The 21,802-nt window shown below is 44.2% G+C and carries 24 protein-coding genes; 9 read left to right on the forward strand and 15 right to left on the reverse strand.

The annotated features are described in order from the left end of the window. Window positions 1-36: 36 nt before the first annotated feature. On the forward strand, window positions 37-366 hold the full coding sequence (locus ACR42H_RS26140; RefSeq protein WP_113882407.1) for a general stress protein: 330 nt from the start codon (window positions 37-39) through the stop codon (window positions 364-366). A 42-nt stretch (window positions 367-408) separates the two neighbouring features. On the opposite strand, the gene ACR42H_RS26145 is transcribed toward ACR42H_RS26140, so the two are convergent. The 5 genes from ACR42H_RS26145 to mobA form a co-directional block, all read right to left on the reverse strand. After that, window positions 409-807 (reverse strand): hypothetical protein, encoded by a 399-nt coding sequence (locus ACR42H_RS26145; RefSeq protein ID WP_113882408.1) that lies wholly within the window; start codon window positions 805-807, stop codon window positions 409-411. 184 nt (window positions 808-991) lie between these two features. Continuing rightward, window positions 992-2,011 carry a thiazole biosynthesis adenylyltransferase ThiF gene (locus ACR42H_RS26150; RefSeq protein WP_113882409.1) on the reverse strand — a complete coding sequence of 340 codons (1,020 nt, stop codon included), beginning with the start codon at window positions 2,009-2,011 and terminating at the stop codon, window positions 992-994. 28 nt (window positions 2,012-2,039) lie between these two features. Further along, complete coding sequence (gene moaD, locus ACR42H_RS26155) at window positions 2,040-2,270, reverse strand: molybdopterin converting factor subunit 1 (protein ID WP_113882410.1); 231 nt, start codon at window positions 2,268-2,270, stop codon at window positions 2,040-2,042. Further along, complete coding sequence (locus ACR42H_RS26160; RefSeq protein ID WP_071158255.1) at window positions 2,263-2,727, reverse strand: molybdenum cofactor biosynthesis protein MoaE; 465 nt, start codon at window positions 2,725-2,727, stop codon at window positions 2,263-2,265. The genes moaD and ACR42H_RS26160 overlap by 8 nt, the downstream gene beginning before the upstream one ends. A gap of 62 nt (window positions 2,728-2,789) precedes the next feature. Next, a complete protein-coding gene (gene mobA, locus ACR42H_RS26165; protein ID WP_113882411.1) occupies window positions 2,790-3,392 on the reverse strand; it encodes a molybdenum cofactor guanylyltransferase in 603 nt (200 codons plus the stop codon). Between the two features lie 344 nt (window positions 3,393-3,736). Here mobA and pdxK point away from each other — a divergent pair, with 344 nt between their 5' ends. From pdxK to ACR42H_RS26185, 4 genes are all read left to right on the forward strand, one after another. Then, complete coding sequence (gene pdxK / locus ACR42H_RS26170; protein ID WP_113882412.1) at window positions 3,737-4,564, forward strand: pyridoxine/pyridoxal/pyridoxamine kinase; 828 nt, start codon at window positions 3,737-3,739, stop codon at window positions 4,562-4,564. 216 nt (window positions 4,565-4,780) lie between these two features. Then, complete coding sequence (locus ACR42H_RS26175; RefSeq protein ID WP_436374218.1) at window positions 4,781-5,128, forward strand: YojF family protein; 348 nt, start codon at window positions 4,781-4,783, stop codon at window positions 5,126-5,128. A gap of 43 nt (window positions 5,129-5,171) precedes the next feature. Then, window positions 5,172-5,837, forward strand: coding sequence for a bacillithiol biosynthesis deacetylase BshB2 (gene bshB2 / locus ACR42H_RS26180; protein ID WP_436377089.1), 666 nt, complete (start codon window positions 5,172-5,174; stop codon window positions 5,835-5,837). Window positions 5,838-6,046: 209 nt separating this feature from the next. Then, the gene (locus ACR42H_RS26185) at window positions 6,047-9,343 is read left to right on the forward strand and encodes an alpha-amylase family glycosyl hydrolase (RefSeq protein WP_436374220.1); all 3,297 of its coding nucleotides are present in this window, start codon (window positions 6,047-6,049) and stop codon (window positions 9,341-9,343) included. A gap of 146 nt (window positions 9,344-9,489) precedes the next feature. Here the strand turns inward: ACR42H_RS26185 and ACR42H_RS26190 are convergent, their stop codons facing one another. Next, complete coding sequence (locus tag ACR42H_RS26190; protein ID WP_436374222.1) at window positions 9,490-9,924, reverse strand: SRPBCC family protein; 435 nt, start codon at window positions 9,922-9,924, stop codon at window positions 9,490-9,492. A gap of 232 nt (window positions 9,925-10,156) precedes the next feature. Next, window positions 10,157-10,879 carry a Crp/Fnr family transcriptional regulator gene (locus ACR42H_RS26195; protein WP_113882416.1) on the reverse strand — a complete coding sequence of 241 codons (723 nt, stop codon included), beginning with the start codon at window positions 10,877-10,879 and terminating at the stop codon, window positions 10,157-10,159. Between the two features lie 206 nt (window positions 10,880-11,085). Between ACR42H_RS26195 and ACR42H_RS26200 the strand changes: the two genes are divergently transcribed. The 3 genes from ACR42H_RS26200 to ACR42H_RS26210 all read left to right on the forward strand — a co-directional run bounded on the left by ACR42H_RS26200 (window position 11,086) and on the right by ACR42H_RS26210 (window position 13,555). Continuing rightward, window positions 11,086-11,805 (forward strand): ABC transporter ATP-binding protein, encoded by a 720-nt coding sequence (locus tag ACR42H_RS26200; RefSeq protein WP_113882417.1) that lies wholly within the window; start codon window positions 11,086-11,088, stop codon window positions 11,803-11,805. Between the two features lie 2 nt (window positions 11,806-11,807). Beyond that, window positions 11,808-12,836, forward strand: coding sequence for an ABC transporter permease (locus tag ACR42H_RS26205; protein ID WP_436374225.1), 1,029 nt, complete (start codon window positions 11,808-11,810; stop codon window positions 12,834-12,836). Window positions 12,837-12,904: 68 nt separating this feature from the next. After that, on the forward strand, window positions 12,905-13,555 hold the full coding sequence (locus ACR42H_RS26210; RefSeq protein WP_113882419.1) for a TetR/AcrR family transcriptional regulator: 651 nt from the start codon (window positions 12,905-12,907) through the stop codon (window positions 13,553-13,555). Between the two features lie 24 nt (window positions 13,556-13,579). Here ACR42H_RS26210 and ACR42H_RS26215 read toward each other — a convergent pair whose 3' ends face one another. The 4 genes from ACR42H_RS26215 to ACR42H_RS26230 form a co-directional block, all read right to left on the reverse strand. After that, the gene (locus ACR42H_RS26215; protein ID WP_436374227.1) at window positions 13,580-14,665 is read right to left on the reverse strand and encodes a PQQ-dependent sugar dehydrogenase; all 1,086 of its coding nucleotides are present in this window, start codon (window positions 14,663-14,665) and stop codon (window positions 13,580-13,582) included. 24 nt (window positions 14,666-14,689) lie between these two features. Next, entirely contained in the window at window positions 14,690-15,547 is an 858-nt protein-coding gene (locus ACR42H_RS26220; RefSeq protein ID WP_113882421.1) for an HAD family hydrolase, read from the reverse strand. Window positions 15,548-15,814: 267 nt separating this feature from the next. Beyond that, a complete protein-coding gene (locus ACR42H_RS26225) occupies window positions 15,815-16,477 on the reverse strand; it encodes a DNA alkylation repair protein (protein WP_436374229.1) in 663 nt (220 codons plus the stop codon). Between the two features lie 203 nt (window positions 16,478-16,680). Continuing rightward, window positions 16,681-17,169, reverse strand: a complete 489-nt coding sequence (locus tag ACR42H_RS26230; protein WP_113882422.1) for a GNAT family N-acetyltransferase — start codon at window positions 17,167-17,169, stop codon at window positions 16,681-16,683. Window positions 17,170-17,310: 141 nt separating this feature from the next. Between ACR42H_RS26230 and ACR42H_RS26235 the strand changes: the two genes are divergently transcribed. Next, window positions 17,311-18,630 (forward strand): short-chain fatty acid transporter, encoded by a 1,320-nt coding sequence (locus tag ACR42H_RS26235; RefSeq protein ID WP_436374231.1) that lies wholly within the window; start codon window positions 17,311-17,313, stop codon window positions 18,628-18,630. Window positions 18,631-18,849: 219 nt separating this feature from the next. On the opposite strand, the gene ACR42H_RS26240 is transcribed toward ACR42H_RS26235, so the two are convergent. From ACR42H_RS26240 to ACR42H_RS26255, 4 genes are all read right to left on the reverse strand, one after another. After that, window positions 18,850-19,044, reverse strand: coding sequence for a hypothetical protein (locus tag ACR42H_RS26240; RefSeq protein ID WP_436374233.1), 195 nt, complete (start codon window positions 19,042-19,044; stop codon window positions 18,850-18,852). Window positions 19,045-19,124: 80 nt separating this feature from the next. After that, a complete protein-coding gene (locus ACR42H_RS26245) occupies window positions 19,125-20,132 on the reverse strand; it encodes an ABC transporter ATP-binding protein (RefSeq protein WP_436374235.1) in 1,008 nt (335 codons plus the stop codon). Between the two features lie 21 nt (window positions 20,133-20,153). After that, the gene (locus tag ACR42H_RS26250; RefSeq protein ID WP_436374237.1) at window positions 20,154-20,960 is read right to left on the reverse strand and encodes an ABC transporter permease; all 807 of its coding nucleotides are present in this window, start codon (window positions 20,958-20,960) and stop codon (window positions 20,154-20,156) included. Between the two features lie 3 nt (window positions 20,961-20,963). Further along, window positions 20,964-21,767 (reverse strand): ABC transporter permease, encoded by an 804-nt coding sequence (locus tag ACR42H_RS26255; RefSeq protein WP_436374239.1) that lies wholly within the window; start codon window positions 21,765-21,767, stop codon window positions 20,964-20,966. Window positions 21,768-21,802 lie beyond the last annotated feature (35 nt).

Genomic DNA, 21,802 nt, shown 5'->3' on the forward strand with positions numbered 1-21,802 from the left:
AATAAATCTGCAAATCTTTTAAGGAGGATGTTATATATGTATAAAATTGAAGTTGTTGAAAATGGTGTACAGGCTACTGATACGATTGGAATGCTGCAAAACCAGGGATTCAATAAGGAAAACATCTATATTTTCGCACATGACAAGGATCGCTCAGATCACCTTTCTGACGCGACGGATACAGGCGAAGTCGGCATGAAGGAGCAGGGCCTATTCGATTCTGTCGGCAACGTGTTCAAAAAACGCGGAGATGAGCTTCGTTCAAAATTTGAATCTGTTGGTTTAACGACCGTAGAAGCAGAACAATATGAAAAAGTATTGGATGAAGGCAAGTTAGTTATTGTCGGAACAGACGAAGTAAAATAAGCAAAAAAGCGATGAAAAATTTTTCATCGCTTTTTTTATGCCCTAGAACATCCAAACCCATAGCCCAATCAACAGAACGGGGTACAGTACATACCACCAGACTCTGGATATATTGACTTTTGACAGGATGAAAAAAACCAGTTCAGGCAGCACAATCAGACCAGCCTGAAGCCATATGAAGGTGCTAAAATGCTCCGGCGCTGTAATGCCGGCCCCTGTCGCCCAGTCTCCGCTATTGAATAAAAAGTAGAAAAAGTTCAGGAATGGGAGAATGATAGCGAAAAGAATCCGGCTTATATGGACGATTAGATCTGCAGGACGCTTGGTTTTATACATAGGGGTAACCGGAATGATAAAGCTGTAAAGGATCAGCACCAGCCCTATAAAATTGACCAGCAGCTGGTCAAACAAATACCCGAAAAAATACATGAATGTAATCATTGTTAACCTCTTCTGTCTTTTTGTCTTTATTTTACAAAAAGGGAAGGGGCTTATATATAATGAAAAAGCACTAGTTTTTCTACCGGACTCTTATTGACCGTAAAGGCCCGACAGAGTGAAAATGACTAAAACGCCACTTCCTGTAGGCCCCAACTTACAAAACCCCACTGATTGAAGTTTCACTTTAACCCATAATCCGCTGATAAATGGACTTTGCCTGCGCTAAATCCTTTGTGCCATGAATAAGGGCGCGTCCGTCTTTAAAGAGGACAAGGCGCTGCTCCTCCATTTCGACGGAAAGCAGATACGGATTGCCTTTCACCTGGTAGCCTAATGCTTTCAGCTGCCGTGCGATTTCAGCGAATTCGATTTCATGCTCCTTTGGCGGGCGGATCTGAACAGTGTCCCTTCCGCAGAGAACAGTGGATTTCATCATGTTTTCCGGCTGCAGGTAAGGATATGTTCTTTCTGTTCCGCAAGATAAGCAGCCTTCATCTTTTGCTTTTGACACCTTCATGCTTGTGTACTGGTTTCGCCATAAATCAAAGCTGACCATAGCGGTACGCACGGCTTCCCAGTCCTCAGCCAGAATTTTCAGTGCTTCAGCTGCCTGATGGGCGACGACCATTTGCACAGCTGGGGCAATGATTCCTCCTGTGTCACAGGTCATCCCCTGGATCGGAATCTTTTTCAGCAGGCAATTCATGCATGGCGTTTTCCCGGGAATGATCGTCATGCTCATGCCAAAGCTGCCGACACAGGCTCCATAAATCCAGGGAATATTAAATTTTTGGGAGATATCATTAATGGCCATCCTGGTTTCAAAGTTATCGGTCGAGTCCAGGATCAGATCCACCCCTTCAGCAAGCTCTTCCAGCTTTTCCGGAGTAGCATCGCCAATAATCGAGCGGGTTTCGACCTCGCTATTAATCTGTTTTAGCCGTTTTTCTGCTGCGGCCGCTTTTGGCATTTTTTCTAAGGCATCGCTTTCTGCAAAAAGCTGCTGGCGCTGCAGGTTGCTTTCCTCGACATAATCCCGGTCAATGATAGTCAGTTTGCCGGCACCTGAACGCGCCATCAATTCCGCATTCCCCGAGCCAAGAGCGCCGGCACCGACAATCAGCACATGCTTGGAGCGGATTTTTTCCTGCCCCACTTTTCCAATAGGCGGAAACAAAGCCTGGCGTGAATACCTTTCAGACAATGCGCCACCTCCTCTCTTGAAGCTGCCATTACCCCCCGCTGACTGGAGGGATAAAGGCAATTGTATCTCCGGCCTGAATGACTTCATCATCTGAAGCAAATTCTTCATTCACGGCTGCCATGACTGAATCAAGCTTCAGCCCGTATTTTTCCTCAAGCATTTGTTTCAGTTCAGAGATTGTTTTGCCGCTGACATCATTTATAACAGACTCTTCTCCAACACGGTCCCGCAAATGGGCAAAAAACATAATTTTATTCATGTAAATCCTTCGCCTCCGGTTTTCCTTTTGGGTATGCTACTGTTTCCAGCTGGTTGCCAATCCATTCTTCGCCATCTTCCCAATGTTCCTTTTTCCAAATCGGCACAATTTCTTTAATTCTTTCAATCGCATAGCGGTTTGCTTCATAAGCATCTGCACGGTGTGGAGTGGAAACGGCAATGACAACCGCTACATCGGTGATATCCAGTTTGCCGGTCCGGTGGGTAATTGCCACTTCTGCCCCGTTCCAGCGCTCTTTTATCTCGGTTCCGATCTGCTCCAGTTTTTTCACAGCCATTGATTCATATGCTTCATATATTAAGTAAAGAGTTTTTTTGCCATGTGTCAGCTCGCGGACTGTTCCGATAAAGGTCGTAATCGCTCCCGCTTCCCGCTGCACCACTTTATCGATTACACTTTGGATATCAATCGGGTCTTTAGAAATCTCAAAATTCATGGAATCACCTCGTTTTATTTGATTTTGACATAGACAGGGACGGAATGGAAATGAATGCATTCTTATTTTGATGCATCTTCTGCCATTTTCAGAGCCTGCCGGTATTCGTCAGGGCGGTTCATGTTAAAAAAGTGCGCATCCCTATATAAAAATCCCAAATTCTTAAGCTCTTCATCTTTTATGATTCTGCTATCGATTTCCTGCAGAAATTGGCGGATCCGCAGTTTATTTTCCCTCAATGCCAGCTCTGCTGCATCTTTTGCATCCTTTCGGTAAGCGGCAAAAAGCGGGTGAAGCTGCCCTCCGATTTCAGGCACGGACGCCTGATGATGATCCAGCTGTTCAAGAAGAAGCCTGGCAAGCTCCCCGGATATGAATGGCATATCACATGCCACAATCAGATTGTTTTGAGTCATGGATTCAGACAGGCCGGCATGAATTCCAGCCAGTGGCCCTTTTTCTTTCCAGCGGTCGCTTACAAGAGGAAGGCCGAGAAACTGATAATCTTCCTGTTTATTGGCTACGATGATGACATTGGGCAATATAGAAGACAGCTGATTGGCGATTCGCTCAATAACTGTTTTGCCGCCTATTTTCAGCAGGGCTTTATTCTCCCCCATCCGGCTTGAATGTCCTCCTGCCAAAATGATGCCTGTACTGCTCATTTCCCTCACCGTCTTTCGATGTATCTATCGTTATCCTTTTATTTTACCATCTATTCCGGCCTGTTTCTTTTAAGAAGTCCGCCGGAGTTGGCAATATTGTGACGTTCAGCAGGATTTTTTTTGCTGAGGTTAATTTATTTGCAGATAGTCGAGGTTTATGTGCGGATAAGCGTGATTTATGTGCGCATAGCCATTTTTATGTACGTTCATGTGTTCATCGTATTTTTGCCTAAAGGAGCGGTTAACTTAATGCTATCTGCAGTCCTTAATAGTTTTTACCTTTTTCAATTATTGTTATAATTAGAAAAAGATATCCAGCAGCACTTCAAGGAGGAATTATGCATATGACGATGAAAAAAGTAATGACCATTGCCGGTTCAGATACGAGCGGCGGCGCGGGAATCCAGGCAGACCTTAAGACATTCCAGGAGCTTGGCGTTTACGGGATGACTGCGCTGACTACCATCGTGACGATGGATCCTAAAAATAACTGGAGCCACAACGTGTTTCCGATTTCGACAGACATTCTGGAAACACAGATCGAAACAATTATGTCTACAGGAATCGACGCGATGAAAACTGGCATGTTAGGTTCTGAAGACGTGATTAAAATTGCGGCAAAGACCATTAAAGAAAACAGCCTGGATCATGTTGTCATCGATCCGGTCATGGTCTGCAAAGGTGAGGATGAGCCGATTCATCCTGAATTAAACGAAGCATTAAGAGATTTGCTTGTGCCGCTTGCAACAGTGGTAACACCAAATTTATTCGAAGCATGGCAGCTGGCTAAAACAGGTCCGATCAAGACTGTGGAGGACATGAAGGAAGCGGCTGTTAAAATTCATGAGCTTGGTGCGAAGTATGTATTAATCAAGGGCGGCAGCAAGCTTCAGCACGAAAAAGCAGTTGATCTTCTATATGATGGACAAGAGTTCACTCTTTATGAAAGCGAGCGCGTTGAAACGACTTACACTCATGGCGCAGGCTGCACCTACTCTTCTGCAATCACAGCAGAAATCGCGAAAGGCAAACCTGTAAAAGAAGCGGTTCAAACAGCGAAGGATTTCATCACTGCCGCCATCAACCATGGCTTTAAGCTAAATGAATATGTTGGCCCTACAATGCCTGGTGCTTACCGCAAATTTGGTGCAGGCCGTCTTGAATCAGAATAAGCATGATGAAACAGAGTCCGAAGGGGCTCTGTTTTTTCCATGGCGGTTAAGAAGATATATTGATTTTTCGCGGACAATTTAAAAATTTCGCGGTTATATCTTTTTAGCACCCTCGCTGAGATTACTTTTTCGCTTTTCATTTCTTTTTTTAGTAAGATAAACATATAAATGCCGTCTCAAACGAATATGAAGATAAAACGGAAGGGGGACTATAGAGTGGAACCAGCAGTGAAAGAACTCGTACAAAAAGAGATTGACCGCCTTGCCAATAAAGAGGTCTTTATTCATCTGGAAACAACAAACGGAGCGTATGCTTCCCATTTTGATGAAAGCTTCTTTTCTTCAGGTGCCTATATCCGCAATGCCAAATTGGTTTATGAACATGGAAAAATCACCGGAAAAGGCCCTTACCGGGTTGGATTGAAAATGAATTTTGGCTGGGTGTATGCTGAAGGAATTACCCACTTTGAAGTCGATGAAGAAGACAGGCTCCTTTTAGCCGGCCATGATTTCAGCGGCAAGCTTGCAGTCGCCCTGCAAATTAGTGAAACACCTTTTGAATAATTAGGGGCTCAGAGGACACCAAATGGAAAGGAGCACGACCATGATGGAAAAGGAAAGACATGTACTCGTCATCTTCCCTCATCCGGACGATGAAGCATTTGGCGTTTCAGGAACGATTTCCTTACATATCGATAACGGCACACCTGTCACCTACGCATGCCTGACGCTTGGAGAAATGGGGCGCAATATGGGAAATCCCCCTTTTGCCACCAGGGAAACTCTGCCGAAAATCCGTAAAGAAGAGCTGGAGGAAGCAGCCAGGGTTTTGGGCATCCAGGACTTAAGAATGCTGGGGTATCGCGATAAAACAGTAGAGTTTGAGGATGAAGAAAAGCTCGCGAACAGACTGGGAGTCATCATCGGTGAGACAAACCCTTCCCTCATCATCACGTTTTATCCGGGATACGCTGTGCACCCGGATCATGACGCAACAGGCGCCGCTGTGATCCGTGCGGTAAAAGAGCTGCCTGCTGACAAGCGTCCGAAGGTTCACTGTGTCGCATTCTCCAATAACTGTGAGGAAGAAATCGGCCAGGCTGATGTTGTCAATGACGTCAGTGCGGTTGCAGACCGAAAGATTGCAGCGATCAAGGCACATGCCTCACAGACACAGCTGATGGCAGCGAATATGGAAGAAAGCATTAAAAAGCAAGAGCCTGAAGTATTGGCCAGAATGTATAAAGAGCGTTTTTGGACCTATAAATTCTAAAGATAGAACATGCCGCCCCTGATTTCAGAGCGGCTTTTTTTATGGTTTTAGTTTTCTGAATATTAACTACTTTTTACCCATGAGCTGCCTCCGTTATGATGTTAGAATTTCCTTAAGTAGTTCGCAAACGGTTTCATTCGCCTTTTGATGCAATCGGTTGCACTATACTTATTACCCACTTTAACTCATCTAATTAGGGAGGGAAAATTATGGACAAATATAGGAAAGCTGGCATCTTGATCATGCTCCTAAGCTTGATTCTCAGTTTATTCACGGGAATTCATCCTCACTTATCCTCTGCCAGCACAGTCGAAAGCCCTGTAGTGGACGGGAATCAAGTTACTTTCTCCTATCAGGGAGAAGCTCAGCAGGTCCGGGTTGCCGGCAGTTTTACCGGCTGGCAAGATGGAGCATTGGCAATGACGAAGGGCGAAAACAATATATGGTCAAAGACTATTCTTTTATCACCTGGAGTCTATGAATATAAATTTATTCTGGATGACAGCAATTGGATTACTGATCCGGCAAATAGCAAGACTGCTAACGGAAACAGCTTACTGGCTATTAGCGGATTAACGACTGAAATGCCTGCTGATGCTGTAAAAGACACCATGATTCCTCTTTCGGCTAAATTAGTACATAGCAGCGGCACTATCGAAGATGTGCAGCCAGCCTGGAGATTAAAAACGGAAGCAAATGGCGTTGAGGTGAAAAATAATCAGCTGGCAATCTCCAATTCTGCTGAAGCAGGAAGCGTAACTGTCATTGGCGAATTCAATGGCTATACACTAGAGCATAGCTTCAGCATTATCAGTCAGATGAATAGCTACAAAATAAACTACTGGCGCGATGACGGGAAGCAATTCAATTGGGATTTATGGGCATGGGAGGACGGAAAAAACGGCAAGGCTTACCCATTTACAAACCGTACAGAAGGTTTTGCCCAAGCTAAGATTTCTGTTCCTTCGAGTAAAATCCATGTCATTCCCCGTCCTGGAAACTGGGATACTCAGGATATTTCCAGAACCATTACCATGCCTGATGGCCAAAATGAAGCAGAGGTATGGCTCGCTGAGGGCGACCAAACCGTTTATTACTCAAAAGAGGAATTTGACGATCGGAATGCAGAAGATAACCGTCGTTTTATTGAGTTTACGTATTTAAGAGACAATCACGATTATGAAGGCTGGAACATTTGGACCTGGCAGACTGGCATAAAAGATGGGCAGGCAGATTTTACCGAAGTCAATGACAAGGGGGCTGTTGCATTGATTGAAATTGGCCAGCAGACTGAGCAAATGGGATTTGTGCTTCGCAAAGGAACAGGCTGGGACCAAAAGGATCCTTATGGTGCCGACCGCTATATTAAAACAGGGAATGACAATTTCACCAAGGTTATAGTCAAAAGCGGCCAGAGTGAATTCTATCAGGTCCCTTCTATTACGGGGCCTCTCCTGAACAATGGCAGTCTTACTCTTTATTTTAGAGATCCGGAGCTGTTCAAACAGGGAGAAATGGATTCGATTGAAAAGGTGCAGGCAAAGTTGAATGGTCAGATTTACGATATGCAGTACTCCCTTAAGGAAGAACGTTTCTTTGTGAAGATTGATCAATTGGAAGAAGGAACATACGAGTACTCTTTCCTTGTTACTAGAGATGGAGAACCTTCTGAAATGAAAGATCCTTATAATGAGAAGTCATCCATCACCTATAAAAACCCAACAGCAAAAATCAGAACTGACGTGAGTCCAAATAAAGTTTCATACAATGAAAATGCTGTTTTATCCATTGAAACAGTACTTTCCGATCCTGAGGTATCTATTAAAGAAGCTTACGCTGACCTATCCGCTATCGGCGGAAGCAGCAAAGTCAGTATTGACCCGGCATTAAATGCACACACCATATCCATTGATCAAGCTGTAACGGCAGGCATTAAGAAGCTGCCGATCACGGTAATTGATGAATATGGGAATTTCCATACTGGAGAAGCTTCCGTTGAAGTCAAAACCCGTACCTTCAGCGGCAAAAAGGATGATTTTGATTGGGATGAGGCACGCATTTACTTTATGCTGACAGATCGATTTAACAATGGAGATTCTTCCAACGATGATCCAAACCATTCAAATTATGATACGTCCCATCTGGAAACCTATCATGGCGGAGATTTCCGGGGAGTGATTGAAAGACTGGATTATCTCGAGGACCTTGGCATTAACACGATTTGGATTACGCCGATCGTCGACAACATTAATTGGGACCTGCGCCATGATAAAGATGGAAACCAATATGGCTATCATGGCTACTGGGCAAAGGATTTTACAAAATTGGATGAGCATCTTGGGGACATCAAGACATTCCAGGAACTTTTGGAAAAAGCACATGACCGCGGCATAAAAGTGATGGTGGATGTGGTACTGAACCATACCGGATATGGATTAAAGGAAAACGATCCTTCCATTGGACTTGGAATTCCCAACTTCCCTTCTGATGCTGACCGCGAGCGCTTTACGGGCATGCTGCGGGATGGAGGAAATGATACCATCCGCGGCGAGCTGGCCGGATTGCCTGATTTTAAAACGGAGGAAGAAGAGGTCCGCAGTCAAATTATTGACTGGCAGACAGACTGGCTTGAAAAAGCAAAAACGGACCGCGGAGATACGATTGATTACTTCCGTGTGGATACCGTTAAACACGTGGAGCACACAACATGGAAAGCATTTAAAAATGCCCTGACTGAAATCAGGCCTGACTTTAAAATCATAGGCGAATATTACGGCGGCCACATCGATGAACATGGAGGCTTTCTGAACAGCGGCGAAATGGACTCCATCCTCGATTTTGATTTTAAACATACCGCTGCTGATTTCATTAACGGCAAAATCGACGCAGCTGAAGCAAAATTACAGGCTCGAAATGATAAGCTCTCAAATACGGCAGCTCTTGGCCAATTTTTAAGCAGTCATGATGAAGACGGCTTCCTGATCACAAGTGCGGGCAATGATTGGGGCAAAATGAAAATTGCCTCTGCCCTCCAAATAACGTCAAAGGGACAGCCAGTTATCTATTATGGGGAAGAAATCGGCCTTTCCGGCAAACATGCAGGAGATATGGATAAAGGAGAGTTTAATGAAAACCGCTATGACTTTGACTGGTCCCTAATCGAAAATGACATGCACAAGCACTACCGGAAGCTCCTTAACATCCGGAAGGATTACTCAGCAGTGTTTTCAAAAGGTACACGCGAAAAGCTGGCAGGCAGTGACGCTAAGGGGTATCTAGTTTTTAACCGCTCCTATAACGGCATAAATGCTGTTGTAGGCATAAACACTATGACGGATAAAATGAAAGTAACAGTAAAAGTCCCATTTGCCGCCGGAAGTAAGGTCATTGATCAATATTCCGGAAAGAAATATTCAGTGGACAAAAATCGGCAGATTAAAGTCAAACTGCCCGGCAGAAATGAGGGCGGTACGGTCATTCTAGTTTTGGATGAAAAAAGGAATTAATAAAAACAGGGAGCCTCTCTAATGGAGAGGCTCCCTGTTTTCCTGTTCCATGTACGCATAGCAAGCCTCCTCATCACACGACGAAAACCGTTAAGAACCTGCTCCCATGAGGTGTCCGGGGGTAGTCAAGGCGCCTTGCGCTTTTCTTATTTCTCCATCATTTCCTTCAAATACTGAAGCTGGCTTCCGTCTTCCCGCTTCACAATATTCACGATGAAACGCTTCGTTAATTTGGCGACAAGACCGCTGGTTTTGACGTTTGCTTCCATCTCCACCTGCGTTCCTTCTTCTATTTCATGAAAATCATATTTAAATTCTGTTATAAGCCCATTGGCATTGCTGCGGGTGGTATAGGTTCTGTCTTGTTTGAAATCAATGATTTCAATATCTGCACTGATTTTTTTCCCTCTGACCATGCGGGTTTCAATGAACTTTGTACCTTTTCCGATCTCGCCCTCGGTCTGCTTTTCCACTTTCACAACAAACGGCATGAGTTCAGGGACATTTTCCATCTTAATCATATAATCGAATACTTCATGTACTGGTTTATTGATAATTTCACTGGAACGAAAGTCAGCCATGCTTTGCACCTCAGAGTCATAGAGTCTATGACTCTATTATATATCAAAAAAGCCGGGCTGACTAAGAAAAGCGGAAGCGCCTTGCTACGAAGGAACACAGACTAAGAACGCCACATCCTCCCAAAGGCTGGCACTTTAATCGTGCGATGATAAAGCTGTCGAAGCATTCTTTGTGGAGCAAGACATTTCTATAATTTTAAATTTGTCTTTCTCACCTTAAAAGCACCTGCCCTTACAGCCCCTGATGGTAAAGGGAGCAGAATTTGCACCAGTCCACAATAACGATTTTTCTGCCTGTAATTTCGATGATTCCTTCTTTTTTCAGTCTGGAAAAAACCCGGCTGACACTTTCCCGGGATGTTCCGACAAGGGTGGAGAATTCCTGGACGGTTATGGGAAGTTCAAGATGCATTCGGTTACAGTGGTTGGCGCCGAATTTTTCCGCGAGCCTTTCCAATGTCCGGACGGTTTTTGAGTACACATCAAGCAGGGCGATGTCCCTCAGAATGGAGGTCATATCACGCAGCGATTCACTCATATAGCGGATAATCTGAACAGCCATTTCCGGTGAATACAGAAGCTCCTGTTCCAGATCATCCGTGTTCAGAAAGTAGATTTCACCATCCTGCACCATTGTACCCGTCGCAGGATAGGTTTGACCCGTCTGGTTAAAAAGGTTGGCTTCTGCAAAAATCTCGCCTTTTTTCTTAATGCAGACAATCAGTTCGTTGCCATGTTCATCCTGTTTCGTCAGCTTCACAATGCCGGAATGAACAAAGTAAACTCCTTTGGCGACTTCATATTCAGACATAATTCTTTCGCCTTTCAAATAAGCTTTCTTAATAATTCGTTTATCGATCAGCTGTATGGATTCACTGGGGAGTTCTTTAAAAATTTCAATCTTGCCTAAAAATTCATCGATTAACGGCCTATGATCGTGCTTTTCATTTTCCATTCCCATCCCCCGCTTTTACAATTCTATTAGAAATATTTTAGCTAAGATGCGTTTAGGAAGAAGTGACTTAACTCACAAAAGCCTGATCATGCTTGAAATTCATTTGTCGAAAATAATGAGTGATTACTCACTTTACAAACAAGCTGCTTTTCCTTTATGATTTATGTGAGTGATTACTCACTTTCTAGCAAAAAAGGAGTGAACCAATGAAAAATTCAATTGTTTCCATCCAAAATGTATCCAAGACTTATGGAAAGCACCAGGTTTTAAAAGATATTAATCTTGAAATTTACGAGGGTGAAATTTTTGGCCTGCTCGGCCCATCTGGAGCCGGCAAGACGACGCTTGTTAAACAGCTGGCGGGACTGGAGGTGCCAACACAGGGGGAAAACCATATTTTCAGCGAAAAAATGCCCCAGCTGGACTTGATCAAACGAATTGGCTATATGGCTCAATCCGACGCCCTATATACCGAATTAACAGCAAAGGAAAATCTTGATTTTTTCGCAGCGCTGTATGGATTAAAAGGAAAAGAAAAAAAGCAGCGGATGAATGAGGTAATGGAAATTGTTTCATTAACTGACCATCTCGGCAAGCTGGTTTCCGATTATTCAGGAGGTATGAAAAGAAGACTTTCCCTTGCCATTTCCCTTTTGCATAGTCCTGGTCTCCTCATCCTGGATGAACCTACTGTAGGAATTGATCCTGTCCTCAGAAAAAGCATCTGGGAATCTTTTAAAAGTCTGAAGGAAAACGGAACAACCATCCTGGTAACGACTCATGTCATGGATGAAGCTGGAAAGTGTGACAGGCTGGGCATGATTAGAGACGGACAGCTCATTGCAGCTGGCACACCGGAAGAATTAATGCAGCAAACCAGCTCTGCCAATATTGAAGATGCCTTCCTGGCATATGGAGGTGCGTAATTATGAGAATTATGGCCCTGGTTATACGGATACTCCGCCAGATTGTAAGAGATAAACGGACGATGGCTCTATTGATCTTCGCTCCTATCCTGGTCCTGACTATGCTTCACCTAGTGTTTAGCGGAGATGAATATACGCCTGAAATTGGCCTCGTTGATATCCCTGGAAAATTGGAAACTCAGCTTAACCTGGAAGATGCCAAACTCAAACACTATGAAACAGAGAAGCTGGCAGAAAATGACCTATCAGACAAGAAGCTGGATGCGTATCTGGTGTTTGATCAAATGCCGCCATCAGTGGTTCTGGAAGGAAGCGATCCGAGTATAAACGGAGCGGTGATGAAATGGATTCAGGATGCACTGAAGCCTATACAGCAAAATGGCGGGAATCAGGAGATACAGATCGATTATTTATTCGGCTCGGACGACATGGGGCAATTTGATTATTTCGGGCCGGTGCTGCTGGGATTCTTTGTCTTTTTCTTTGTATTCCTGATTGCCGGTGTATCCTTTTTGAGAGAAAGAACAACCGGTACCCTTGAGCGGCTTTTGACCAGTCCTCTCCGGAAATGGGAAATCGTTGCGGGATATATCATGGGATTTGGGTTATTCACCATGATCCAGGCAGCCATCATCGCCTGGTATGCGATCTATGTGCTTGGCATGCTGATGGAAGGGTCTTTTGGCTATGTCCTGCTCATTACACTGCTTCTCTCGCTGACAGCATTGACTCTGGGAATCCTGCTGTCTTCGTTTGCCAATAATGAGCTGCAGATGATTCAATTTATACCGCTTATTGTGGTTCCCCAGATCTTTTTCTCGGGGTTATTCAATCTGGAGACCATATCAGAGTGGCTCAGCTGGATCGGCCCTTTTACGCCTTTATATTACGCGGCTGAAGCATTAAGAAATGTAATGGTGAGAGGCTTTGGATGGGAAATGATTTATAAAGATCTGCTTATGCTGCTCGCTTTCTCCCTGCTCTTTATGATTCTGAATATCGCAGCTCTAAGACGGTACAGGAAAATTTAAAATTTCTTTTTGCATTTTCATTCCTTTATAATAAAGGCATAGATTTTGTACGTATAAAGGAGTTAACCATGCCAGAGCAGGATTCCATTTTAGAAGGATTATTTCAGGAAGAAGAAAGACTTACGGAGAAGCAGAAGAAAATTATCATGGCTGCGATTGAATCGTTTTCCGAAAAAGGCTATGCAGCCACTTCAACAAGCGAAATCGCCAAGAAGGCAGGAGTAGCCGAAGGAACCATCTTCAGACACTATAAAACAAAAAAGGATTTGCTGATGGGGATTGTTTCCCCGATGATGGCGAAGCTGATTGCTCCCTTTGTCATCAAGGATCTATACAAAGTAATTGATCATAAATACGAGCGCTTTGAAGATTTTTTAAGAGCCATGATGGAAAACCGGATAGCATTTCTGAAAAACAATATGCCTCTTATTAGGATCCTGATTCAGGAAATTCCGTTTCACCCTGAACTCAAGGAACAATTTAAAGAGCATATTGCGATTAAAGTATTCGAACGCTTTGTTAATTTGGCTGAATTTTATCAGAAAAAAGGCCAGATTATTGATATCCCAGCCTATAGTGTAGTCAGAATGACCTTTACATCGATATTTGGCTTTTTAATCGCAAGGTATTTAATATTGCCTGAAGCCGATTGGGATGATGAAAAGGAAATCGAGCTGACCATTCAATTCATCATGCATGGACTTTCAGCTAAAGACTAAAGCCTGGCACTGCTGCCAGGCTTTTTATATTTCCGAAAGCTGAATGTAATAGAGTTTGTCATCCTTATCAAGCGGATTGCCGCGTCCGTCCGTATTATTGCTGATAAAATATAGCACATCCCCTTCAATAAAAACGTCCCGGATTCTTCCTAAGTTAGAAACAATTTTCCTGACATTCTTTGTTTCCAGATCAAACTCAAGAACGGCACTTCCTCTTAAGGCGGCAGTGTAAAGCTTGCCTTTATAATAGGCCGTCCCGGACGGAGCCCAGGTTTCATCATCACCGGAGGTAAACAGCGGTGATTCCATGCCTTCCTTCTTTTCGGTCCCTTTTATAATGGGCCATCCGTAATTTTTCCCGGGAAGGATCTTATTGATTTCATCATTGGCCGATGGGCCGTGCTCACTTTCATATAAAGTCCCATCCTCAGCCCATGCCAGCCCCTGCGGATTGCGGTGGCCGTAACTATAAACATAGGATCCTCTGAAAGGATTATCCCCCGGCACGGTCCCATCGAGATTTATTCTTAGGATTTTTCCTCCCAGAGAATTCACATCCTGAGCAATTTCAGGATCAGTGGCAGCATCGCCTGCAGTAGCATAAAGCTTCCCATCAGGGCCAATTTCAAGCCGGCCGCCGTGGTGGAACTGCCCGCTAGGGATTTTATCGAGTAAAAGCCTCTCCTCTTTCCACGTTCCATCTTGAAGCCCAAGGGTCACTATACGATTAAACTGTCCTAAGGTGTTTTCATAGGTGTAATAGGCATATGCTTCGTTTGATTGTGAAAAATCAGGTGCCAGCACAAATCCAAGCAAGCCAGCTTCGGAAGCAGTAGAAAGTTTTTTCGCAAGTTCTACCTTTTGACGTTCTTTCTTGCCATCCTCTACTTTTACAATGCTGCCCTGTCTTTCCGTCATGTAAAAGATTTCGCCTGTTTTGGCAATGGACCAGGGGATATCAAGCTCATCAGCCAGTATTTCCGGCTCTTCACCGGCAGGAAGGCTTGCCTCCTGATCCTCGACTTGTTTCCCGCTATTATTCTCGCCGGTACCGTAACATCCAGCCAGCAGACCAAAAACCAGCAAACCTGCACCAAACACCTTTTTCATCCAGCTTTCTTCCCCCTTGAAATTTTACTTCAGGACTTCCCGGATTGCCTTGGCTACACCGCTGTCTTCATTTGCAGATGTCACCGCATCACATTGTGCTTTAATGATGTCATCGGCATTTCCCATGGCAACGGATCTTCCTGCACGTTTGAACATAGACAAATCATTATAATTATCGCCAATTGCCATTGTTTCCAGAAGTGAAATGCCTTTTTCCTTTACAAAAGCTTCAAGCGCAATCCCCTTTTGGGCGTTCACACTTGTCAGCTCCAGGTTCTCATCCCCAGATGAACTTACGGCCATGCCTTCAAGCTTAAGCAAGTCTTCTTTGGCGGATACGAGAAAATCCGGTTCGAATGAGAAGGCCAGCAGCTTGTATATTTGGTGCTCGTCACTGTTGAAAAGCTCGTCATAGCTGTTCACTTTTCGCACAAGCCCTTTTGTAAAGCGTTCTTCGGCAGCTTTTGTCACTTCATCAATATCCGCTTCAGGATTTCCGCTTAAAAAGATGTCGACAATGATGGAGACGCCGCGGTCTTCATCAATGGTATATGTACCCTGGTTTGTGTATACCTCGAAATAAACGTTGTTCTCCACAAGGATATAGGCGGCCTTTTTAGCCAGGTCCTTTTCGAGCGGATTGGAGGATACGACTTTTCCATCTGCAGCCCTTACTTCTGCCCCATTGGCGCAAATAATTGGGCAGGAAATACCAGCTTCATCGAGGACGAAGCTTGCTTCGAAGTAGGAGCGCCCAGTCGCGATGACTACTTCGACTCCTTTTTCCTGTGCTGTTTTAATGGCTTCGATATTTTCAGGCGTGACTTTCTGTGTGGCGGTTAAAAGCGTGCCGTCCATATCACTTGCAATGCATTTGATCATTATAATTTCACCTTCTGGCTGTAGTATTTTTACTGAAAAACTTATTTGCCATTCTATCATGTTCCTAGGGTTATTTTAAATAATTGCACTTCCCAGGAAAAAACTCTCTTTCTTTTTTTGGGTTATGTATGCTGCCCGTTGAATTCCGCTGCGGGCACTCAGCTAACCCTCGGGGAGGAACGAGAGAGCCCCGCTTTTTCGGGGATCAAGTGTGCTCCGGTGATATCTACTCAGTGCTCCTAATATATATGATCAAAACCTAAGAATCTAATCAATATACTTACTCCCCTCCCTAATGCTCAGCCTGGCAAGTGTGTTTGATTCAATAAACCTTTTAACTGAATCAGGATTTGTTTTGGAATATTCCCTGAGCGCCCAGCCTATGGCTTTTTGGATGAAGAATTCTTTGCTGTCATTGTTTTGGAGAATATAGCGGTATAGTAAGTCTTCATCTGTGCGGATTTTGTATTTTAGCTGAAATAGGATGGCGGTCCTGCAGAGCCACATGTTTTCGCTGGTTGCCCAGCCCTCTATTTTTTCGGGTATCACTTCTGGATTATTGGCCGCGATGGCGCCTACTGCATGGGCGGCAAGCATGTCGACGGTATCCCACCAGGATTTCGTTGTGATCAGCTTTTCAACTAATAAGAGATGACTTTTGTCCAGTTTCCTTGTGAATTTCCCGATGTAGTCGAGGGCGGCAGCCTGGTATTCACGCTCTTTCAGATCCCATAAGGCTTCCACAAAATCCGGATTAAAATCCTGCTTCAGAAGGCCTGTCTCATTAAAAAATTCTTTTAAAAGAGCTCTTCGTTCAGGTGCCTTAATTCCCAGGAAAAGAAATTGGTCCTTAAGATAGCTTTGCATGGGGATTGCTTTTTCTATATCTCTATTTTCCTCAAAAAGCTTTATTAATAATCGAATATCCATCTGAACACTCCTTTTTGCATCAATTTGGGGGTTATGTTCTCCTATCCGAGTGCCGGGTTCGGACTCGCTCTCTCCGTTTTCTCCTTTTCCTGTCCGAAGAAGCCCTGAGTTCGGACTCACTCTCCTCATTTTCTCCTTTTTCTGTCCGAATAGCTCCGGGTTCAGACTCGGACTCCAGAAAAGCACCGGGTTCAGTTAATTTATCATTCCAATTTCACCAACTGCCCTACACATTCTTCTCCATCTTCCATTCTCGAGATCTCGTCAACATCAAGCTGATAATAGCGATACACCTTTTTCCAAAAGCGGACAGCAGGTTCATTTCGTTTTAACTGCTCTATATAGTAGGTTCCCTTATATTCAGTAAACAATAGATCAATAGCAGTTTGCCCCACGTTTTTCCCTCTAAACGAGTTATACAGGAAAAAGTCATTGATGCAGTAATCTGCATTTTTTAAGAAGGGAGCACGCAAAAGCAGCAGGAATCCTGCCAGTTTGCCATCAGCTTTAATGAGGTAAGGTTCTATGCCTTCTTTGTCCCAGATTAATGAAAAGGCGTCAAATTCAAATGTGCCTTCTTCATTTACTACCATTGCGTCAGTGTATTTTGATAAATCGTGCAGATAGAAAGCATACATGTTTCTTACGATATCCCGGTCTTTCCATTCAGCTTTCACTATATTAACGTCCATATCTCCAATCTCCTTTCGATGTTTACTCTCCTAATTTAAGTAGCAGAAGCATTTTAGACAATAATTATGTCAGAAAAGAAGGAATAGAATGAATTTTACAGAAAATATAATAGGTTAATAATTAAAATTGGGGGTTGCATCATGAAAGTACTGGTATCATTCTTTAACCGCATCATGCAGCGGTATTTGCCTGATCCATTTTTATTTGTCATTATCCTAACCTTCGTTGTTTTTGGATTAGGTTTGATTTTCACAGATAATGGACCTTACCAAATGGTTCAGCATTGGGGAAATGGCTTTTGGGGCCTGCTGACTTTTTCTATGCAGATGGTGCTGGTTTTAGTCACTGGTCATGTGCTGGCCAGCAGCACGATCTTTAAAAAAGGGTTAGGTGCACTGGCATCATTAGCCAAGTCACCCGGCCAGGCCATCCTTATTGTTTCATTCGTATCAATGATTGCAAGCTTAATTAACTGGGGATTTGGCCTCGTAATCGGCGCCTTATTTGCTAAAGAGCTTGCCAAGAAAGTTAAAAATGTGGATTATCGCCTGTTGATTGCAAGCGCTTACTCCGGCTTCGTTGTCTGGCACGGGGGGATTTCCGGCTCGATTCCACTGACGATCGCTACTCCGGGCCACTTCTCCGAAGACATGATTGGCGTCATTTCCACTGATCAGACCATCTTTGCAGGATTCAATATTTTCATTGTCGTCGCACTATTATTGGTTTTGCCTTTTGTAAACCGCTTTATGATGCCGTCGAAAGAGGAGACCATTGTGGTCGACCCTGCTCTTCTTCAAGAAGACATCCAGGCAGCTTCACTTGAAAATGGGGCGATGACACCTGCTGAACGCCTGGAAAACAGCCGTCTGATTTCCTTGCTTGCCGGAATTTTCGGTCTTGTGTTCTTATTTTATTATTTCGCTACAAAGGGGTTTAACCTGAACCTTGATATCGTAAATTTCTTATTCCTGTTCCTCGGCATCCTTTTCCATGGAACACCTAAAAGGTTTCTCGAAGCTGTCCTCAATGCAGTGAAAGGGGCTAGCGGAATCATTATTCAGTTCCCGTTTTATGCGGGAATCATGGGCATGATGACTGCCTCAGGGCTGGCGGCAGTTATGTCAGAAGCGTTTGTCAGCATTTCAAATGATTACACATTCCATTTCTTCGCGTTCTTAAGCGCAGGGCTTGTGAACTTCTTTGTTCCTTCAGGAGGAGGCCAATGGGCTGTTCAGGCTCCGATTATGCTTGAAGCGGCTCAGTCAATGGGGGCTTCCATCCCTAAGACAGCCATGGCGGTGGCATGGGGTGATGCCTGGACCAACCTAATCCAGCCTTTCTGGGCGCTGCCGGCTCTGGCCATTGCCGGCCTCAAAGCAAAGGACATCATGGGATTCTGTGTCCTGACTCTGCTGGTCAGCGGTGCGATTATTTCTATAGGGTTTTTATTTTTCTAAGGCAAAGAGCATGGCATCCGCCATGCTCTTCTATTATGAGATAATGTGTATTTCCTGAATTTAGATAACTGTTTAGTTCCATAAGGAACGCTTCGACAGCATTTTCATCGCACGACCGAAAGCGGCAGCTTTCGGGAGGATGCAGGTCATGCAGATGCTGCCACAGGACGTGGCGATCTTAGCCTGTGTTCTTTCGTGGGCAAGGCGCTTCCGCTTTTCTTATGACATTCCATTATGATGATCATTTTTCATGTTATGCATATAAGACTCGATATAGGCTCTCTCTGACTCAGATACATGCTTCTCATTTTCCTCAGGGTTAAAATCATCAATTCCATGCTTTTTATGCCACCAGTCCACAAACATTCCCGCTCCCAGCAAAACTGCACAAAAGCCCAGCAGATATAGAATCAATTTGATCACCTCTCTATAGTATATCAATTTTTCAGAAAATATTGATATATTAACCGAGCCTATTTTTCCCGGAACCGCACTTATATTTTGACCGTTTCAGGCAGTTCCTGATAGCCCTCCTGATAAATGCGGCTGATGATGGATTCAATTGCAGGCTCTTCCACGGTTAAATCTTTGATATTATGTGTTTCGGTAATTTGGGAAATTAATTCCGAAGCGGACACTTCATCCCGGTTAAATCGGATCCAGAAGCGGCTTGCTTCTTCTTTAAACACCTCACCGCCCTTAAGCTGGAGGCTGTGAGATGATTCCTCCAGGTCAACGATGAGTGTCCTCGTTTTTCCAAAACGCTCTTTTACCACTGCGATTTCCCCGTCGTAAACCTTTTGCCCATGGTCAATGAGAATCATCCGCTCACAGAGTTTTTCAATATCCTCCATATCATGTGTGGTTAAAATGACGGTGATTTTGCGCTCATTATTAATCCCTTTAATAAAAGTCCTCATCTTCTCCTTGGCGATGACATCCAGGCCAATCGTCGGTTCATCCAGAAATAGGATCGGCGGGTCATGCAGCAGGGATGCGGCAATATCAGCCCTCATCCTTTGTCCAAGCGACAGCTGGCGGACCGGTGTATTCAGGAATTCATCCAGCCCCAATATCTCTGTAAAGGTGTCCATGTTTTCCTTATACCGTTTACCCGAAACCTGATAGATTTCCTTCAGCAGCTCAAACGATTCGATGGTAGGAAGATCCCACCAAAGCTGTGTTCTCTGGCCGAATACCACTCCGATATTCTTGGCATTTTCCTGCCTGTTTTCATAGGGAATGATGCCATTTACCGTCACACTTCCTGAGCTTGGGACAAGAATGCCTGTCAGCATTTTGATGGTGGTGGATTTTCCGGCGCCATTCGGTCCGATATAGCCGACCATTTCCCCTTCTCCGATCGAAAAGCTGATATCCTTTACTGCTTCCTTTTTAATATGTTCTCTTTTCACCAGGCTCTTCACAGCGCCAAGAAAGCCCGTCTCCCTCTTGGCAATCATAAAGTCCTTCATTAAATGTTCAACCTCTATAATCGGCAATTCCAGCCCTCCTAAACTATGTCATGAACCTGTACTCTTATATCTCTTTAAACCGAGCATCCAAATATAATAGGCTATGGCAAAAAAGATGATGCCGACAAGCGGCGAAAAATACCCCATATTCTCAGGAAAAAAGGGCGTTTCCTTTTCCAGGAGCACAGCCGCGGGAAAATAATTCACAAAACCGAATGGAACGACAAAAGCGGTAAACCATTGGACTGCTTTCGGATAAATGACCAGAGGATAATTGGTTAGATTTCGGGCCGGATACATGGCCACCCAGTAAAATTGCTCCGATTTTGTCGTCCAGAAAGCGAGGGCAGATATCATGACTAGCAGACCTCCCTGGATGAGGATTCCCCCAACCACGGATAACAGCAGAAACAAACTTTTCCCGAAGGTCCAATCCAGATGCAGCTCAAAGCTGACCCAAATAAAAATGCCGATGCTGAAGAAGAACTGTCCAAAAGAAGCGACGTCAAACTTCATCGCCATGAAATGAAAAAATGGATTGATCGGCCTGACAAGGAAGCGGTCAAACGTGCCATTTAAAATGTAGGTGTCCAAACCCCTGAAATGAAAAAAGAGAATGATGCAGAATCCCCACGATAAAACAGCGACAGCAAATAGAAACAGCATCTCGTAAAAGGTCCATGAGCCCAGTTCCTGAAACTGATAAAGCATGATCCACATTGTGACAGCAGTGCCTGTATAAGATGTGATCAGCCCGACAATCCTCATGACAAAGGCAAACCGGTACTGCAGCTGGGCCCTAACACCTGCGGAGATGAGCTTGAAATACAAATCCAAATATTTTAAAACACTCACACTCTATCCCCCCTGCACCACTACTTTTTGGGATGCGCATTTCCAGACAAACCTTAAAAGCAGATAACTGGCGGCAGCCCAAAATAATTGGACACTCAGGGAAAGCAGGATCTCAATTCCAGAGATTCTGCCTATGAAAACCGCATTTGGTATGTAATAGATCCCCTGAAACGGCAAGTAAAGCGCCATCCTTTCCAGCCAGCCCGGAAAAAACCACAGCGGAATGACTGATCCTGAAAGAAGGGACATGGCAAAGTAAAAGACATCAACAATCCCGCCTGTTTCAACGAGAAAAAAGGAAAGCAGCCCAAAAGACATTTCAATGCAATAGCGAATCAGGAATCCAATAAAAGCGGATACGATGAACAAAGCCCAAGTCTCCCAGCTAGAGGGCAATGTCAAATCCATAAAAATGAACATGACTGTATATAAAGGGAGCAGCGCTGTCAGTATGTAAAAGGCCACACTGCCAAAATCGGCAAAAAGATAGCGGAGCGGCACATCAAACGGCCTCATTAATTCCAGGGAAATATCTCCTGTCCGGACCTTCTCCTGGATTTCCCACAGCGGGGTGCCCGCCCCATTTACTCCAGATAAAAATTGGCTGACTACAATATATGTCAGCATGGACTCAAAGCTGACACCGCCAGCTTCTTCCCTCCCGGCAAATAAAGCAGTCCAAATCGAACCCCACATCAGCAGAAAAATAAGATTTGAGCCAAGCCGCGACCATACATCAAATCGATAAACAGCTGATCGAAGAAAGGCCTTCTTTGTGAAGGTCCAATATAACCGAAACCTGAACATCCGAACACCCGCTTTTTGATTTTTTTGATTATTTC

Source organism: Cytobacillus sp. BC1816 (genome assembly GCF_051353635.1).
Lineage (GTDB): Bacteria > Bacillota > Bacilli > Bacillales > Cytobacillaceae > Cytobacillus > Cytobacillus oceanisediminis_C.

Bases quoted from the DNA above. Each gene is read 5' to 3' on its own strand.
- ACR42H_RS26185 (WP_436374220.1), top strand. From the start codon at position 6,047: ATGGACAAATATAGGAAAGCTGGCATCTTGATCATGCTCCTAAGCTTG.
- ACR42H_RS26160 (WP_071158255.1), bottom strand. From the start codon at position 2,727: ATGAATTTTGAGATTTCTAAAGACCCGATTGATATCCAAAGTGTAATC.
- ACR42H_RS26225 (WP_436374229.1), bottom strand. From the start codon at position 16,477: ATGGATATTCGATTATTAATAAAGCTTTTTGAGGAAAATAGAGATATA.
- ACR42H_RS26145 (WP_113882408.1), bottom strand. From the start codon at position 807: ATGATTACATTCATGTATTTTTTCGGGTATTTGTTTGACCAGCTGCTG.
- moaD (WP_113882410.1), bottom strand. From the start codon at position 2,270: ATGAATAAAATTATGTTTTTTGCCCATTTGCGGGACCGTGTTGGAGAA.
- ACR42H_RS26230 (WP_113882422.1), bottom strand. From the start codon at position 17,169: ATGGACGTTAATATAGTGAAAGCTGAATGGAAAGACCGGGATATCGTA.
- ACR42H_RS26205 (WP_436374225.1), top strand. From the start codon at position 11,808: ATGAGAATTATGGCCCTGGTTATACGGATACTCCGCCAGATTGTAAGA.
- pdxK (WP_113882412.1), top strand. From the start codon at position 3,737: ATGACGATGAAAAAAGTAATGACCATTGCCGGTTCAGATACGAGCGGC.
- ACR42H_RS26210 (WP_113882419.1), top strand. From the start codon at position 12,905: ATGCCAGAGCAGGATTCCATTTTAGAAGGATTATTTCAGGAAGAAGAA.
- ACR42H_RS26235 (WP_436374231.1), top strand. From the start codon at position 17,311: ATGAAAGTACTGGTATCATTCTTTAACCGCATCATGCAGCGGTATTTG.
- bshB2 (WP_436377089.1), top strand. From the start codon at position 5,172: ATGGAAAAGGAAAGACATGTACTCGTCATCTTCCCTCATCCGGACGAT.
- ACR42H_RS26190 (WP_436374222.1), bottom strand. From the start codon at position 9,924: ATGGCTGACTTTCGTTCCAGTGAAATTATCAATAAACCAGTACATGAA.
- mobA (WP_113882411.1), bottom strand. From the start codon at position 3,392: ATGAGCAGTACAGGCATCATTTTGGCAGGAGGACATTCAAGCCGGATG.
- ACR42H_RS26215 (WP_436374227.1), bottom strand. From the start codon at position 14,665: ATGAAAAAGGTGTTTGGTGCAGGTTTGCTGGTTTTTGGTCTGCTGGCT.
- ACR42H_RS26220 (WP_113882421.1), bottom strand. From the start codon at position 15,547: ATGATCAAATGCATTGCAAGTGATATGGACGGCACGCTTTTAACCGCC.
- ACR42H_RS26200 (WP_113882417.1), top strand. From the start codon at position 11,086: ATGAAAAATTCAATTGTTTCCATCCAAAATGTATCCAAGACTTATGGA.
- ACR42H_RS26255 (WP_436374239.1), bottom strand. From the start codon at position 21,767: ATGTTCAGGTTTCGGTTATATTGGACCTTCACAAAGAAGGCCTTTCTT.
- ACR42H_RS26195 (WP_113882416.1), bottom strand. From the start codon at position 10,879: ATGGAAAATGAAAAGCACGATCATAGGCCGTTAATCGATGAATTTTTA.
- ACR42H_RS26140 (WP_113882407.1), top strand. From the start codon at position 37: ATGTATAAAATTGAAGTTGTTGAAAATGGTGTACAGGCTACTGATACG.